General features: G+C 60.4%; 13 protein-coding genes. 3 read left to right on the forward strand and 10 right to left on the reverse strand.

The window, feature by feature from the left end:
- Positions 1–684: 684 nt before the first annotated feature.
- Positions 685–1,074, forward strand: a complete 390-nt coding sequence (locus ASD64_RS20910; RefSeq protein ID WP_156460025.1) for a hypothetical protein — start codon at positions 685–687, stop codon at positions 1,072–1,074.
- Positions 1,075–1,729: 655 nt separating this feature from the next.
- On the opposite strand, the gene ASD64_RS20915 is transcribed toward ASD64_RS20910, so the two are convergent.
- Together ASD64_RS20915 and ASD64_RS05510 are read right to left on the reverse strand one after the other, a co-directional pair.
- Positions 1,730–1,894 carry a hypothetical protein gene (locus ASD64_RS20915; protein ID WP_156460026.1) on the reverse strand — a complete coding sequence of 55 codons (165 nt, stop codon included), beginning with the start codon at positions 1,892–1,894 and terminating at the stop codon, positions 1,730–1,732.
- Between the two features lie 47 nt (positions 1,895–1,941).
- Positions 1,942–2,205: a hypothetical protein gene (locus ASD64_RS05510; protein WP_056101974.1), complete on the reverse strand. Its 264-nt coding sequence runs from the start codon at positions 2,203–2,205 to the stop codon at positions 1,942–1,944.
- 716 nt (positions 2,206–2,921) lie between these two features.
- Here ASD64_RS05510 and ASD64_RS05515 point away from each other — a divergent pair.
- Positions 2,922–4,037, forward strand: a complete 1,116-nt coding sequence (locus ASD64_RS05515; RefSeq protein WP_056101976.1) for an ABC transporter ATP-binding protein — start codon at positions 2,922–2,924, stop codon at positions 4,035–4,037.
- 862 nt (positions 4,038–4,899) lie between these two features.
- Positions 4,900–5,556 (forward strand): class I SAM-dependent methyltransferase, encoded by a 657-nt coding sequence (locus ASD64_RS05520; RefSeq protein ID WP_056101979.1) that lies wholly within the window; start codon positions 4,900–4,902, stop codon positions 5,554–5,556.
- Positions 5,557–5,694: 138 nt separating this feature from the next.
- Here the strand turns inward: ASD64_RS05520 and ASD64_RS05525 are convergent, their stop codons facing one another.
- The 8 genes from ASD64_RS05525 to ASD64_RS05560 form a co-directional block, all read right to left on the reverse strand.
- Entirely contained in the window at positions 5,695–6,759 is a 1,065-nt protein-coding gene (locus ASD64_RS05525) for an ABC transporter ATP-binding protein (RefSeq protein ID WP_056101983.1), read from the reverse strand.
- 17 nt (positions 6,760–6,776) lie between these two features.
- Positions 6,777–7,568 carry an ABC transporter permease gene (locus tag ASD64_RS05530; RefSeq protein ID WP_056101986.1) on the reverse strand — a complete coding sequence of 264 codons (792 nt, stop codon included), beginning with the start codon at positions 7,566–7,568 and terminating at the stop codon, positions 6,777–6,779.
- Positions 7,565–8,479, reverse strand: coding sequence for an ABC transporter permease (locus ASD64_RS05535; protein ID WP_056101989.1), 915 nt, complete (start codon positions 8,477–8,479; stop codon positions 7,565–7,567). The genes ASD64_RS05530 and ASD64_RS05535 overlap by 4 nt, the downstream gene beginning before the upstream one ends.
- 59 nt (positions 8,480–8,538) lie before the next feature.
- A complete protein-coding gene (locus ASD64_RS05540; protein WP_056101992.1) occupies positions 8,539–9,645 on the reverse strand; it encodes an ABC transporter substrate-binding protein in 1,107 nt (368 codons plus the stop codon).
- A 217-nt stretch (positions 9,646–9,862) separates the two neighbouring features.
- Positions 9,863–11,035, reverse strand: coding sequence for an iron-containing alcohol dehydrogenase (locus tag ASD64_RS05545; protein WP_056101994.1), 1,173 nt, complete (start codon positions 11,033–11,035; stop codon positions 9,863–9,865).
- An 18-nt stretch (positions 11,036–11,053) separates the two neighbouring features.
- Positions 11,054–12,442: an aldehyde dehydrogenase family protein gene (locus ASD64_RS05550; protein ID WP_056101998.1), complete on the reverse strand. Its 1,389-nt coding sequence runs from the start codon at positions 12,440–12,442 to the stop codon at positions 11,054–11,056.
- Between the two features lie 68 nt (positions 12,443–12,510).
- The gene (locus ASD64_RS05555) at positions 12,511–13,881 is read right to left on the reverse strand and encodes a glutamine synthetase family protein (protein WP_056101999.1); all 1,371 of its coding nucleotides are present in this window, start codon (positions 13,879–13,881) and stop codon (positions 12,511–12,513) included.
- Between the two features lie 96 nt (positions 13,882–13,977).
- A complete protein-coding gene (locus ASD64_RS05560; RefSeq protein ID WP_056102001.1) occupies positions 13,978–15,042 on the reverse strand; it encodes a TRAP transporter substrate-binding protein in 1,065 nt (354 codons plus the stop codon).
- Positions 15,043–15,170 lie beyond the last annotated feature (128 nt).

A 15,170-nucleotide genomic window follows, 5' to 3' on the forward strand; every position in this document is an offset into this window, starting at 1 on the left:
CCCCCGCCACTCACCGCGTTGGGGGAAGGTTCACATGGCTCAATTCTCAATGGAAATTATGCGCCTAACCGGCTCAGTTCCGCGTGGAAACCAACAGTTCGGGGGTCAATTTCTCATTTCGCCTGACACGTTCCTCCCAACACCTTGTTGAAGCCAGTCTTGCTCGGCTTTCGCTTCATGTGATCTCGTGCTCACCCTAAAAATAATGCCCCGTCGTTTGGCGGGGCTTCGTTCACTGTCAAGGATATAATCTTCCTGAGGAGAATTTTAGCACGGCAGGTCATAAGCACAAAGCCGGTGTTGGCAATTTTACCTGTTATGGCGGAAGCTGGGCTACTTTTCACTGCTGCAAAAAAAAGCCGCCCCGAAGGACGGCCAAGCTGCTTTGATTCATGCCACCACGAAAGGTTGCACCAAAACAAAATACACGCATCATCTCTTTATGAAAGCACAAAAAAGCCCCGCCGAAGCGAGGCTGAGTTGATGGTAGAAGGTGAGGCCCGGCACTATGGACTTGGGGGGGGGTGCGTGCCGTGCCCCGCACTGACTATGGGTGGCCAGCACCCGCTACAATATAGGACAGCGAGCGCAAGAAAAAGCCCGGTCGAGCCAGGGAGGGGGTAGGGGCGTTGCGTTTAGATAAGTCGGCGAATAGATTCAGCGGATCAAATCGAGACGCATATCTTGAAGCCTCCCAAATTTAAGCACCTCGTGCTAGGTGCCCTCCCTTGCGATCAACTGAAAGCAGCCGGGCTGGTCCTCCCAGACGGTGAAGTGCATTTCCGTATCCCGGCACAGCGCCATGCATTCACCAGGCACCCGACAACCTATATGACATGCGTGCCATTTCTGTCGGACGCCGTTCAAAACCCGAGTCATGCCGGCCAGTCGCCCTTGCACAAGAATGATGGCTTTGAACTGGTGAAGGAAGTGAGGGCGTCCGGCCTTATTGTGCTGGTGTCGATCTATTTAAAGCCTTCAAATAACGGCATTTATTTTGCGACAAGCACATATCCGCTAGACGAGAAGAAGCTAACTTCCCGGCTCAAAAAGGGCCATCTTTTCGAGCTTTAAAACAGAAACCCCGCACAGGGCGGGGTTTTGTGCATGTTCGAGCCGGATGCCAAGTCCCGGATCTCTTCACCTTGCGGCTACTTCCCTGTTTCCAGGAGCGTGAGAAGGCCGTTCTCACCTCTGCGAACATGCTGACTTTCAACGTGATAGATACGCTAACTGTTCCTTATAAACAATCCGTTACACGATCACATTTTTTCTACTTCCATTCCAATGGGTTGCCGCAGGTCGTTCTATACCCGTTCCGGCATTGTTACGTTCGTCGCCCCACATATCGACCATAGAGAGCTCAGGCGTTGCCTTCCGGCTCAACATCCTCAAACCGCCCTATCGCCACCAGCACGGCTTTTGCTTCAGCAAGGTAGCTCATCCACATAGGCCGGCCATTTCATCAGAATGTTCTCGGGGTGGCCGTCGAACGTGCACAGCGCGCGGGCGGCTTTCTCCCAGTCAGTCTGCGGTTTCTTCGCCATAGCCGATCTAACCGTCTTTCCCCGCTCATCACAAGCCGCTGCGGGGTTATCTCGCCAGCGCGCCCAAGAGGATGAGCAGCGCCAGAAGAGCCAGCAAAATCCAGAGCCGGTGACGCGCCGCCGTTTCGCGCAGATTTTTCGGCTTCTTGACCATGCCCCAAGCCCCCAGAGCTACATATCAATCATAAAGCGCTGCCCGCCGGTTTCTTCTTGCTTGGGTAACGCCGAAGCGTTCGCGCCTTGCTGATGGCCTTTGAGGCCTCTCCCAGCCTGCCTGCCAGTTCTTCCTTGGTGAACAGTTCGGGATGCTCGGCCATATAGGCGAGTTCGGATGCTAGTTCTGTCATGTCTGCCATGCCACCTTCTACCGGGCATAGCTTCTCCTCTGCAAGCCTTACTCCATGTCCGGCACGTCGCCTGCAGTGAACAGCGTGGTGGGCGGTCCATACTCGCCCAGATCGGGATTTGCTTCCCGGCTCCATGCAATGACGCCGACGTGCTTGTCGGCAAGTGAGCGAGCCAGCGTTACGGCACGTTCCTCTGTCCGCTGATCGGCAGGGCCGAAAGCAGTGAGCAGATTGCCGTCGTCATCCTTGTCGAACGCCATGACGACAATGAGCTTCGGCATCTTGCGTTGGGGCAATACGTCATCGGACATAGCGAGCCTTCAAAGGTGGCCGACGCGGTTGTGGATCTTGGAGGGGAACCAGCGCCGGCCCGACGTTCCTTTTCAGGTCCGCCGCTTGGAATAGATGGAGCGCCCTGCCCTGTTCGTCAATCATCTCAAAACGGGCTGTCAAAGAGACAAAAATCGCTCCGGCTCCAAACGTGAACAAGTGCGCAACGTATGTTCCTCTTGCACGTTCCTTGCACGTTGGACCGCTTTCGTTCTACCGACGTTCGCCCCCGGTTCTCAAGGGGTTGCAGGCGGTAAACCGCAGAATACCGGGCTTTTTGCGATCTCTGATTACGTTGACATCGTAGGGGTCACAGGTTCAATCCCTGTTACGCCCACCATCCAATCCCTTGAAGATATTGAGAAAAACAGCCCGCAAAGGGCGAACCACCGGCGATTCGCCGCTGCTGCGAATGGGACAAACAAGCTTTCGCAGATATCGTTTGCGGCACCATGTGCTCAAGGCTCTATCTTCATTGGCAATTCGGGCTTTCGAGCAACCGGCTGAGCCCCAAAAACGCTCAACGCCTCGCCGCAACCAAGGTTGCCTTATGCATCTGCTTGCCATCGTTCTTTAGTCGCAAAGCATTTAAACCGATTGAAGAGGCGTTGCGCAAAGCCGGCAACAGGTCCTATTGTTTGTGCGCCGGGGTAGTCGCGCCAATGTCGAGACGCCCAGTCGCCGAGAGGATGGAGCCATGGCATTTCTTGAGATCGACGGGCTGAGGAAGCGTTTCGGCTCGGTGGAAATCCTCAAAGGCATCGATCTCGAACTGGAAAAGGGTGGTTTCCTCGTTCTGGTCGGGCCATCGGGTTGCGGCAAGTCCACGCTTCTCAACACCATTGCCGGGCTGGAAACGGTCACCTCCGGCCAGATCCGCGTCGACGGGCGGGCGATCAACGACCTGCATCCGTCCAAGCGCGACATCGCCATGGTTTTCCAGAGCTACGCGCTCTATCCGAACATGACGGTGGCCGGCAACATCGCCTTCGGCCTGGAGATGCGCGGCATTGCCGCAGCCGAACGCGAGGTGGCCGTGGCCAAGGTCGCCAAGACCCTGCAGATCGAGCATCTGTTGCAACGCAAGCCCTCGCAATTGTCCGGCGGCCAGCGGCAGCGCGTCGCCATGGGGCGCGCGCTGGTGCGCGATCCCAAGCTGTTCCTGTTCGACGAACCCCTGTCGAACCTTGACGCCAAGCTGCGCGTCGACATGCGCATCGAGATCAAACGCCTGCACGCCGCCACCGGCACGACGATTGTCTACGTCACCCACGACCAGATCGAAGCAATGACGCTGGCATCCAAGATCGCCGTGATGCGTGACGGCGAGGTGCAGCAGTTCGGCACGCCGGCGGAAATCTACAACAACCCCGGCAATTTGTTCGTCGCCGATTTCATGGGCTCTCCTGCCATGAACCTGATCCCGGCCACGGTCGGCGGCAGTGGCGGCGATCTCAGCATCGTCCTCGAACGCGAGGCGCGCACACCCATCATCCTGCCTTTGGCCAATGCACCGAACGGCCTTTCCGCATTCAAGGGCAAGCCGGTGGTGTTCGGGGTTCGCCCGGAAGCCCTGACCGATCCGGAAGGCGCCGAGCGCAACGCCACCAACATCGCCACGGCCGATTGCCATATCGAGGTCGTCGAACCGGCGGGTTCCGACACTTTCGCGGTGACCAATCTGGGCGGCAAGGGCGTGGTGGCGCGCTTGCGCGCCGACGCGAGCATCCGGCCGGGCACGGATACGCCGCTGGCCTTCAACCTGGCCAAGGCGGTGTTCTTCGATCCCGCCACCGAAGGCCGCATCGTCTGAAGCGGGCCCGCCCGGCGCCGTTATTGACGGGCGCGTTTCATCATCGCCACGCCCGGCATTGCCGTCTGAGCGTCTTTGCCCCGCTGGTTTTTTGGTTTCGCAATTCCGAACGGAAAACCGATTCCCACTTTTCCTGGAATTGCTCTTAAGCTCGCTCGCTACGCTCGTCGCTGGCGGGGACCCCGGATGACCAGACGGCTGTCGGAGTTCGTGCTGTATGGTTGCCACGCCCGGCTTTGCCGTCTGGCCATTGTCAAAGAACTGACCTCTGCTTGTTGCGCGAAAGGTCGGGAAGACGGGCGGCCGTTCGGACGCTCGTTTAGTAAGTAATGCGACCTTGCGGCCGCCCGTCCGGTGGTCTTGCCTCACCGGGGGGCGCTGCCGCTTCAATGCGGCCCGCTGGCCCAGTCGAGGCCCGGACTTGGGGGCTCATCACCCAGCCGCACACTTCCCCTCGATACCCGGTGCGCACCGAGTTTCCCGCAGAAGCGATGGGCGGAGTATGGAAGGGATTGAGAGGGCGTGGATGAATGTTCTTGCGATAGCAAGCGCAATCAATGGCTTGGCGAAGTTACCGGGCTGTTTGATCCCCATTCCGCACCGTAGATAGGCTGCCGCTTCGTCACGGAATGGATCCCGGACATTGCCATCCCGCTCCGCTCGAAAGAGAATTCCGGGATGACGAAGCGGAGAGGTTGCGCTTCGGTTTGCGAACGGCGGCAGGCCGCAAGATCAGCGCTACACTACGCCTTCAACCAATCGAGAGCGGGCCAGACTTTGCAGCACGCCGGTTTTAAAATCTGTCTTAAATCACCCGCAGGCGTTAAACTGACGACAGGGCCATTCTGGCAAGGGTGCCGCCATGCCTTCTACACCGGATAGTAACAGTGCCGCAGTGACGGATGAACGAGAACGGCACTGGAATTCGGCATACCTCGCCAAGGGTGAAACGGGCGTCAGTTGGTTCGAGGAAACACCGGAGCTGTCGCTGGAACTGATTGCGCAGACCGGGGCCGGACGGACATCTTCGCTGATCGATATCGGTGGCGGGGCTTCGCGCCTCGTCGATGCACTATTGCTGGAGGGTTGGAAATCGGTCGCCGTGCTGGACATATCGCAGGCCGCCATCGAAACGGCTCAGGCGCGTCTCGGCAAAAGCGCAGCGCAGGTCGATTGGATCGTCAGCGATGTGACGCGCTGGATGCCGGTGCGCAGCTATGACGTCTGGCACGACCGTGCCGCTTTTCACTTCCTGACCGAACCTGCCGATCGGGAAGCCTATATCGACAAACTCCGGTCGGCGCTCGCGCCGGGCGGCCACGCCATAATCGCCACATTTGCGCCGGACGGACCCGAGCGTTGCAGCGGCCTGTCCGTGATGCGCTACGATCCGCAAGCGCTTGCTGAAACGATCGGTGCTGCATTTGAACCCGTTGGCTCCCGCCGCCATGTCCACACGACGCCATGGGGATCGAGGCAGGCGTTCCAGTTCAGCGTACTGCGCCGGAAACCGGATTGACCTAAGCAGGGTTTTTCTGACGCGGCACTGGTGCTGCGGTCGAGACGAAGGCCGACGGATTTTGCCCAATCCGGCCCACCCTTCGGGTTTCCGGGCGGCGCCCGAGAAACAGAATGATCCATGTAGCCATGAAAGGCTCTAATGCAGGACCAGAACGTCGCCGGATGAGAAGCTGATTTCGGCCTTTTCGCCGACCGCCGGGGGCGGTGTCGTGGGGCTGTTGAAAGTGTCGAGCGAAATGCTGTTTTCGCCGACGCCAACCCGAACCCGAATGACTGAGCCGAGGAAATGAACGTCCGATATTTCCCCGGACAGGCTGGCGTCGTTCCCGGGCCGGCGTCCCAGCGAAATGGCTTCGGGCCTGAGCGCCAGGGAGAGCGTGTCCCCGGTCTTCGAACCGTTGAGCTTGCCCTTCAGCGCGATCTCTTCGCTATTGACCCTGACCTTGCCCGCACCGGCGTCACTGACGGTGCCTTCAAGCACGTTCAGCGTGCCGACGAAATTGGCGACGAACTTGGTGGCCGGCCGGTTGTAGATCTCGAACGGCGTGCCGACCTGCTCGGCCTTGCCGCTATACATGACCGCGATGCGGTCGGAGATCGACAGTGCCTCTTCCTGGTCATGGGTGACGAAGATGGTGGTGATGCCGAGTCGCTTCTGGATGGCGCGAATCTCCTCGCGCAGCGACACGCGCACCTTGGCGTCGAGTGCCGACAACGGCTCGTCGAGCAGAAGCAGCTTCGGCTTCGGCGCCAAAGCGCGGGCGAGCGCAATGCGCTGCTGCTGGCCGCCGGAGAGCTGATAGGGGTAACGGTCGCCGAACTGCGGCAACTTGATCATCTCCAGCATTTCGGCAACGCGCGCATCGGCCTCTGCTTTCGGAACGCCGGCGACCTTGAGGCCGAAGCCGATGTTTTGCGCCACCGTCAGGTTGGGAAACAACGCATAGGCCTGGAATACCATGCCGACATTGCGCTGGTTCGGCTTGAGAAAGGTGATGTCCTTGCCACCGACGAAGATGCGGCCGCCGGTCGGCTCCTCGAAGCCGGCCACCATGCGCAACACGGTGGTCTTGCCGCAGCCGGACGGCCCGAGGAACGAGACGAACTCGCCTCTTTCGACCTCGAGGTTGAAGTTTTCCACCACCGTGGTCTGGCCGAACGCCTTGTTGACGCTCTGGATGCTGAGAAATGGATCGGCCATGGGTCAGTATCTCCAGGTCAGTTCCGATGGTTAGCCGATTTTGGGGCGAAGCGCGACAACACCTGGATGACCGACATGCAGCCCCAGGTTATGGCAAAGGCGATGATGGCGAGCGCCGCCGGCTCGTAGGCCCGGTTGGCACCGATGTTCTGCAAATAAGGGCCGAACGCCGGCCGGTTGAGCAGGCTTGCCATGGTGAATTCGCCGATGACGATGGCGAAGGTGAGGAAAGCGCCGGACAGAACCGCGATCAGGACATTGGGCAGGATGATGCGGCCGATGATGGTCGCCCAGCCGGCGCCGAGGATTTGCGCCGCTTCGGTCAGCGTGCGCACGTCTATGGTTCTGAGCCCGGTATCGACGGCACGATACATTAAGGGCAGCGCCAGCATGGCGTAGCCGATGATGAGCAAGGCGTCGGTCCCTCGCGTCGAACCAAGGAAGGGCAAGGGCGAGTTGGAGCCATACATGCGGATATAGCCGAACACGATGACGATGGCCGGAATGATCAGCGGCAACAGCGTGATGAACTCGACGACCGGCCGCAGATGCGGCATGCGCAGCCTGATCCAGTAGGCGGTGGGCACCACGATCAGCACGCCGAGCAGAATGGTGAACACGGCCACGATGACGGAATAGCCGAACGTCGCCTGAAAGCGGTCGTCGCCAAGCACGACTTTGTAGGCGTCGAAGGAATAGGTGCCGCGCCGCATGCGCATGGAGAATTCCACGGTCGCGATGAGCGGGATGAAGAAATAGGCGGCGCCCAGGATGAAGGTGACCCAGGCCCAGAAGCGTCCCGACTTCATGTGAGCCACCTTTCGCTACGGGTCCGGAACCAGATGTAGAAGATGTTGGCGAGGCCCGTGATGAAGATCATGCCGAAGGCCAGCGCGTAACCCAGATGCGGGTTGTGCAGGACGTCGCCGCGGATCTGCGCATAGAGCAGGATCGGCACGATGTTGAGCGACGAACCGGTGAGCGCATAGGCGGTGGCGATGGCGCCGAAGGCGTTGGCGAACAACAAGATGACCGTGCCGAGGAAACTCGGCCACAGCACCGGGATGACGACCATGCGCCAATATTGCGACTGGGTTGCGCCGAGCGTGGCGGCGGCTTCACCCCATTCGCGCTTGATGCCGTCGATGGCCGGCGTGATGATGACCACCATCAGCGGGATCTGGAAGTAGATATAGGTCAGCGTCAGGCCCCAGAACGACAGTATGTTGAAGCCGTGGGCATAAAGGTTGACGCCAAACACGGTGTTGAGGATGACGGTGACGAGGCCGAGGCGGCCCAACGTGGCGAGGAAGGCGAAAGCCAGCGGAACGCCGGCGAAATTCGAGGCGACACCGGAAAAGGTGAGGGTGGTGGCGCGCACCCAATTGGGCAGGCCCCCGCGCACGATGGCAATGGCGATGGCCAACCCGGCAAAGGCACCGATCAGGGCCGAGGCGAGGCTGACCTTTATCGATATCCAGTAGGCGGCGAGGATGGACGGCTGCGACAGCGCGACGATGTTTTCCAGCGTGTATTCGCCGGCATCGTTCTGGAAGGCGCCGACGATCAGATAGCCTGTCGGCAAGATCAGGAACATCAGCGCGAAAATGAAGAACGGCGCCACGCCGAGCCATTGGGTCGGCAGCCTGAAACCGCGGGCCCCGGCTGGAGGAGCCGTCTTGCCGGCAACCGCCGGATTGGTAAGGCTGAGATCGCTCATGCGCCGGCTACCGTTTGAGAGGCCGGGCGGCCGTCAAGCCGCCCGGATTATGTGGTCAATTACTGGACGTTGGCGCCGACCACCGTATCCCAGTTCTTGGTGATCGCTTCCTTGGAAGCGGCCTGTTCGTCGAGCGTCGGGAACACGGCCTGTTCATAGGCAGCGGCCGGCGGCATCTTGTCGAGCAACTCCTGCGGAATCTTGCCGTTCTTGGCCAGATCGTTGAAGCGGATCGGGTGGCAATAACCCTTCAGCCAGCCGAGTTGGCCGTCGTCGGAGTAGAGATGCTCCATCCACAGCTTGGCTGCATTGGGATGCGGCGCATAGGCGCTGATGGCCTGGATGTAGACGCCCGCGACAACGCCAGTGGCAGGAACGACGACGTCGATCGGCGGATTGCCGTTCAGCGTATCGCGACCCGCAAGGGCGTTGTAGTCCCAGGTGATCAGGATCGGAGTCTGGCCCTGGGCAAGCGTTGCCGACTTGCCGATGACCGGCACGAAGTTGCCCTTGGCGTTGAGTTCCTTGAAGAACTCGAGCCCGGAAGTGCCGGCAGCCTCGCCAGCGGCAGCGCCCTTCGACAGGCCGGCGGCGTAGACGCCCTGGATGGCCTGGTTCGAAGCACGCGGATCACCCGCCAGTGCGATCGAGTTTGCATATTCGGGCTTCAACAGGTCCGCCCAGTCCTTCGGCGCTTCCTTGACGAGGTCCTTGTTCACCTCGAAAGCGAGAACGCCGTAGTAATCGCCGTACCAGTAGCCCTCGGCATCCTTGGCACTGTCGGGGATCGAATCCCAGGTCGACACCTTGTAGGGCTGGATCAGGCCATCTGCCTTGGCCTGCGGGCCATAGGAGAGACCGACGTCGATGACGTCGGGCGCCTGCGGACCCTTGTTGTCCTTGTTGGCCTTGATCGCCTCGATCTCGTCGCCGGAGCCAGCGTCGGGATTGAGTTCATTGACGGTGATTTCCGGATACTTCTGCTTGAAGGCATCGATGACTGCACCATAGCCGCACCAATCATGCGGCAAGGCGATGGTCGTGAGCTGACCTTCCGCCTTGGCGGCGGCAACCAGTTCGTCCATCGACTGGGCGGACGAAATGGCAGAGGTCACCATGAGGGTGGCCGCCGTAAGGGAAAGTACCTTTCCCGTAAACTTGAACATTGGGTTCTCTCCGTTGAACTGACGCCGTAAGACGCCTGCGACGCGGTATCGGGTTCATGTGACGGTTAGATGAAACCCAAATGAAGCCAACCCGCCGCAGTACGAAAATCTAACTCTTTTTAAGCGATTGAAGCAATTAGCCAGAGCTTGTTTTTCCGGCTAATTATTTGGCTTCCTGCCTAACCCTTTTGTTCACTTTCGGGTTACCTGCCGGTGGTCAGATCGTGCCTTCGATGGCGTTTTCGAGCAGGCCAAGCGCCGCCTTCTTGGTCAGCTTGACGGGGTTGCCGCCGGCGGTTGGATCGACAACGGCCATGTCGGCGATCAGGCCCTTGCGCTTCTTGTCCATGTCGAGCCCCTTGATGAGGCCCGGCAGCGCATGCGGAACCTTGAGTTCCTTCCTGAGCTTGATGATGGCCTTGGCGAAACCGTCGAAGCCGCCCTTGATGCCGCAATAGGCGGCAAGGCGAACGATGCGCTCCTCGATGGCGTCACGGTTGAAGGCGATGACGTAAGGCATGAACACGGCATTGGTCATGCCGTGGTGGGTGTCGTAGAGCGCGCCGATCGGATGCGACAGCGAATGGATGGCGCCGAGCCCCTTCTGGAAGGCGGTGGCGCCCATGGCGGCGGCGGCCATCATGTTGGCGCGCGCGGTCAGATCCTTGCCGTTGGCGAAGGCCTTGGGCAGGTTCTCGAACACCAGCCGGATGCCTTCCACCGCGATGCCGTCGGCCATCGGATGATAGCCGGGCGCGCAATAGGCTTCGAGGCAGTGGGCGAGCGCATCCATGCCGGTGCCGGCGGTGATGAAGCCCGGCATGCCGACCGACAATTCGGGGTCGGCGATGACGATTTCCGGCAGCAGCTTCGGATGGAAGATGACCTTCTTGGTGTGGGTCTCTTCATTGGTGATGACGCCGGCGCGGCCGACTTCCGAGCCGGTGCCGGCAGTGGTGGGCACCGCGATGATCGGCGCGATCACGTCGGCATTGGCGCGCGTCCACCAGTCGCCGACGTCTTCGAAGTCCCAGACCGGGCGGGTTTGGCCGGCCTGGAATGCGATCAGTTTGCCGAGATCGAGCGCCGAGCCGCCGCCGAAGGCGATGACGCCGTCATGCTTGCCTTTCTTGAAGACGACGATGCCCGCGGTGAGGTTCGACTCGACCGGGTTCGGCTTGACGTCGGAGAAGACTCCGTAAGGCACCTTGGCGTCGTCGAGGATCTTCAGCGTCGAGGCGACGACCGGCAGCTTGGCCAGGCCCGGATCGGTGACGAACAAAGGCCGCTTGATGCCGGTGGCGGCAAGCACCTCCGGCAGTTCCTTGATGCGGCCGGCGCCGAAGCGAACGGTGGTGGGGTAATTCCATTTGGAGACGAGCTTGGACATGTCTTGTTCTTTCGAAAATCAGATCGTTTCGCGCAGGTGATAGGATTTCGGCCTTGTCAGGTTGTCGTAGCCGATGGCCGAAAGGGCGGCGCCCTTGCCGGTGTCCTTGACCCCGGTCCACACCAGCGCCGGATCGAGATAGTCGCAGCGGTTCATGAACACGGTGCCGGTTTCGACGCGGTCACCGATGGCGACGGCACGATCGGTATCGCTGGTCCAGAGCGAGGCCGTCAGCCCGTAGGGGCTGTCGTTCATCAAGGCGATGGCCTCCTCGTCATTGCGCACCTTCATGATGCCGACGATCGGGCCAAAACTTTCCTCGCGCATGACGCTCATCTGGTGATCGACATTGGTCAGGACTTCCGGTGCGAGATAGGGCGAACCGGCCTTGTCCTGATCGACCTTCATGTTGACGTGTGCCGTGGCGCCCTTGCGCAGCGCTTCGGCCTTCTGCTCGCGGATCAGGTCGGCAAAGCGCGCCTGCGCCATCGGTCCCATCGTGGTCGCCTGTTCGAGCGGATTGCCGACGACATAGTTCTTTGTCTCGGCAATGAAGCCCTCTACGAATTCGTCATAGACCTTCTCGTGCACATAGACACGCTCGATGCCGCAGCAGCACTGGCCGGAATTGAAGAAGGCGCCGTCGACCAGATTGGCTACCGCATGGTCGAGCCTGGCATCGGGCAGCACATAGGCCGGATCCTTGCCGCCAAGTTCGAGCCCAAGCGTCATGAAGGTGCCCGCCGCAGCCTTCTCGATGGCGCGGCCGCCACCGACAGAACCGGTGAAATTGACGTGGTCGATCTTGCCCGAGCCAAGCAGTTTCTCGGTCTGGGCGTGGTTGAGAACGAGGTTCTGGAACACATGCTTCGGCAGCCCGGCCTTGTCGAAGGCCTGGGCAAAACGCTCGCCGACAAGCAACGTCTGCGCCGCATGTTTCAGGATCACCGTCGAGCCGGCCATCAGCGCCGGAACGATGGTGTTGACGGCGGTCAAATAGGGATAGTTCCACGGCGCGATGACCATGACGACGCCAAGCGGGTCCTTCCTCACATAGCGGCGGAAACCATCCTTCGGATTGGACGCCAGCACCGGCTTCAAAGCCTGTTCGGCAATCTCGACCATATAGCCGACGCGTTCCTTGACGCCGCCGAATTCGCCGCCATAGCGCACCGGACGCCCCATCTGCCAGGCGATCTCCGGCACGATCTCGTCGGTCATGGCGACCAATGCTTCCAGCATGGCCAGCATGTACTTGCCGCGCTCGGCGATCGAGGTCTGCGCCCAGGCGACCTGTGCGGCGCGCGCGCGCTCGACTGCGGCATTGATGGCCTGGTCCGTTGCGACTGGCCGCTCGACATAGATCGAGCCGTCGATGGGAGATTTGAGCTTGACCGTTTCGGTCATCGTCCTTGTCCTTCAGTCAGAGTTTGCGGGCAGCGCGGGAGGCGTTGCTGCCCATTGTCGTTGATCAATCAGTACCGCTCGAAACCGCGATGCAGTTCCCAATCGGTGATGCGGCGGTCGTATTCGAGTTGTTCCCAGCGCGCCGTATGCACGTAGTGCTCGACAACGTCCTCGCCGAAAGCCTCTTTCAGCATTTTCGACTTTGCCATGGCTTCGGTGGCATCGCGCAGCGTTTTCGGGACGTCCTGCAGCCGCGATGCCTGGTAGGCGTCGCCGACGAACGGCTTTTGCAGTTCCAGCTTCTCGTCAATGCCGGCGAGCCCCGCCGCGATCAGACCCGCGAAGGCGAGATAGGGATTGAGGTCGGCACCGCCGATGCGGCACTCCATGCGGATGCCCTTGGTGCCTTCGCCGCACAGCCGGAAGCCGGCGGTGCGATTGTCTTCCGACCACATGATCTTGGTCGGTGCGAAAGTGCCGGACTGGAATCGCTTGTACGAATTGATGTAGGGCGCCAAAAGCAGCGTGTATTCCCTGGCGTATTTGAGCTGCCCTGCCGACCATTGCTGGCCGAGTTCCGACAACGTCCACGGTGCTTGTTTGTCGAAGAATAGCGGCGTCTTGCCGTCGGCGCTCCACAGTGAATTGTGGATGTGGCTGGAATTTCCGGCGAGGCCGTAATTGTACTTGGCCATGAAGGAAACCGCCTTGCCCTCGATGTCGGCGATCTCCTTGGCGCCGTTCTTGAGGAAGACGTGGCGGTCGGCCATTTCGAGCGCCTCGGCATAGCGCACGTTGATCTCCTCCTGCCCCGGCCCCCACTCGCCCTTGGAGTTCTCGATCGGAATTCCGGCCGCATTCATGTCGTTGCGCAGCCGGCGCATGTAACCTTCTTCCTTGGTGGTGATGCCGATCAGATAGTCGCCAATATGCGGCGAAGCCGTATCGAGGTCCTGCCAGTGCTTGGCGCGCGCCGATTTGTAGGTTTCGGAGAACAGGTAGAATTCCAGCTCGGAGGCGAAATAGCCCATGTAGCCGCGGTCGGTCAGGCGCTTGATCTGCTTCTTCAGGATGCCGCGCGGCGAATGCGGCAGGTCGTCGTGGGTATGATGGTCAAGCAGGTCGCACAGCACCAGCGCGGTTTTTTCCAGCCAAGGAACGAGGCGGATGGTGGCAAGGTCCGGCTTCATGACGAAGTCGCCATAGCCTTTCGACCAGCTTGCCGCCTTGTAGCCCGGAACCGGCTCCATATCGATGTCGTCGGCCAGAAGATAGTTGCAGCCATGCGTCTCGTCATGTGCGGACTCGACGAAGAACTGGGCCAGGAATCGCTTGCCGATCAACCGGCCCTGCATGTCCACGGCAGCCGTCAGCACCGTGTCGATGTCGCCTGACGCCACCAGCTTCTTCAACTGATCGAATGAAAGATTTCCGGCCATTCTTTTTCCGCTCCAACGCCACCCTTGACGCATCGGGTTTCAACACGAGAGCCGGCCGCCGAAGCGGCCGGCTTGTACTTTCAATCCAGAACCGACTCAGCTGTAACGATACGGCGCGCCGGCTTTGACCATCGACTCGTTGTACTTCTTGATGATCTCGACCACCTTCGCGGAGCGCGGGCTCTGGCTGGCCACCTCGTCCCAGAACTTGACGGCCTCGGTTTCGACCTGCTTCCACTCGGATTCAGGAATCGTCGTGAGTTCCAGCTTGCCTTCGTTGCGGTACTTGGCCTCGCCTGCCCAGTACCAATGCTGGCGGTAGTAGTGCGAGGTGTCGATGGACATCATGAACAGTTGCTGGAGATGCTCCGGCACTGCCTTCCACTTGTCGGTGTTGACGAAGTAGGAACCGGCCCAGGCGCCCGACAGCGGGTTGGTGAGGAAGTATTTCAACACATCGGCCCAGCCGACGGTGTGCATTTCGGTGATACCGCACCAGCACACACCATCCAGTTCGCCGGTCTGCATCGCAGGCGCCACGTCCTCGTAGGGCAACGACACCGGCACCACGCCGAACTTCGACAGGAACTGGCCACCCGTCGGGAAGGTGTAGACGCGCAGGCCCTTCAAATCCTCGATCGACTTGATCGGCTTGGTGGTGCCGAAGTTGCACGGATCCCACGCGCCGGTCGAAAGCCAGGTGACGCCGGGGATCTCCGCATAGGCCTCTTCCCAGACTTCCTTGAGTCCATGCCAGTGCCAAAGCGCCGGCACGTCGAGCGAATAGCGAGAAGCGAGCGGGAAATAGGCCCCGAACACGCGCACATCGACCGGAGCCGCAGCCGAATCGTCGTCGCTTTGTGCTGCGTCGAGGGTGCCCGCCTGCACGGCGCGGAACAACTCGCCCTGCGGCACGAGCTGGTCGGCCGTGTACATCTCGATTTCCATCTCGCCATGCGCGGCCTTGTTGAAGGCATCCACACCGGTCTTGCACACATGCTCGGCCAGCGCCGGGCCGGCATAGGTCTGGAGGCGCCACTTGATCGGCGCCTGCGCCTTCACGTAGGGCGCGGCCAAGGTGGTCGCACCGACTGCGCCGGCTCCCGTCAGGATGGATTTGCGCAGGAAATCGCGCTTGTTCATCTTTTCTTTTATCGTCATTTCACAACTCTCCCATCATCATCAACGTTAAGTTGTCACCCCCGGCAAAGGCGCCGGCAAGTGGTCTGGTCGGACTTTCGAAAACTCTGCATCGCTCCCCTTTCACCTGGTCCATTCACATTCCCCCA

This window comes from Mesorhizobium sp. Root157 (assembly GCF_001427385.1).
Classification (GTDB): Bacteria; Pseudomonadota; Alphaproteobacteria; order Rhizobiales; family Rhizobiaceae; genus Mesorhizobium.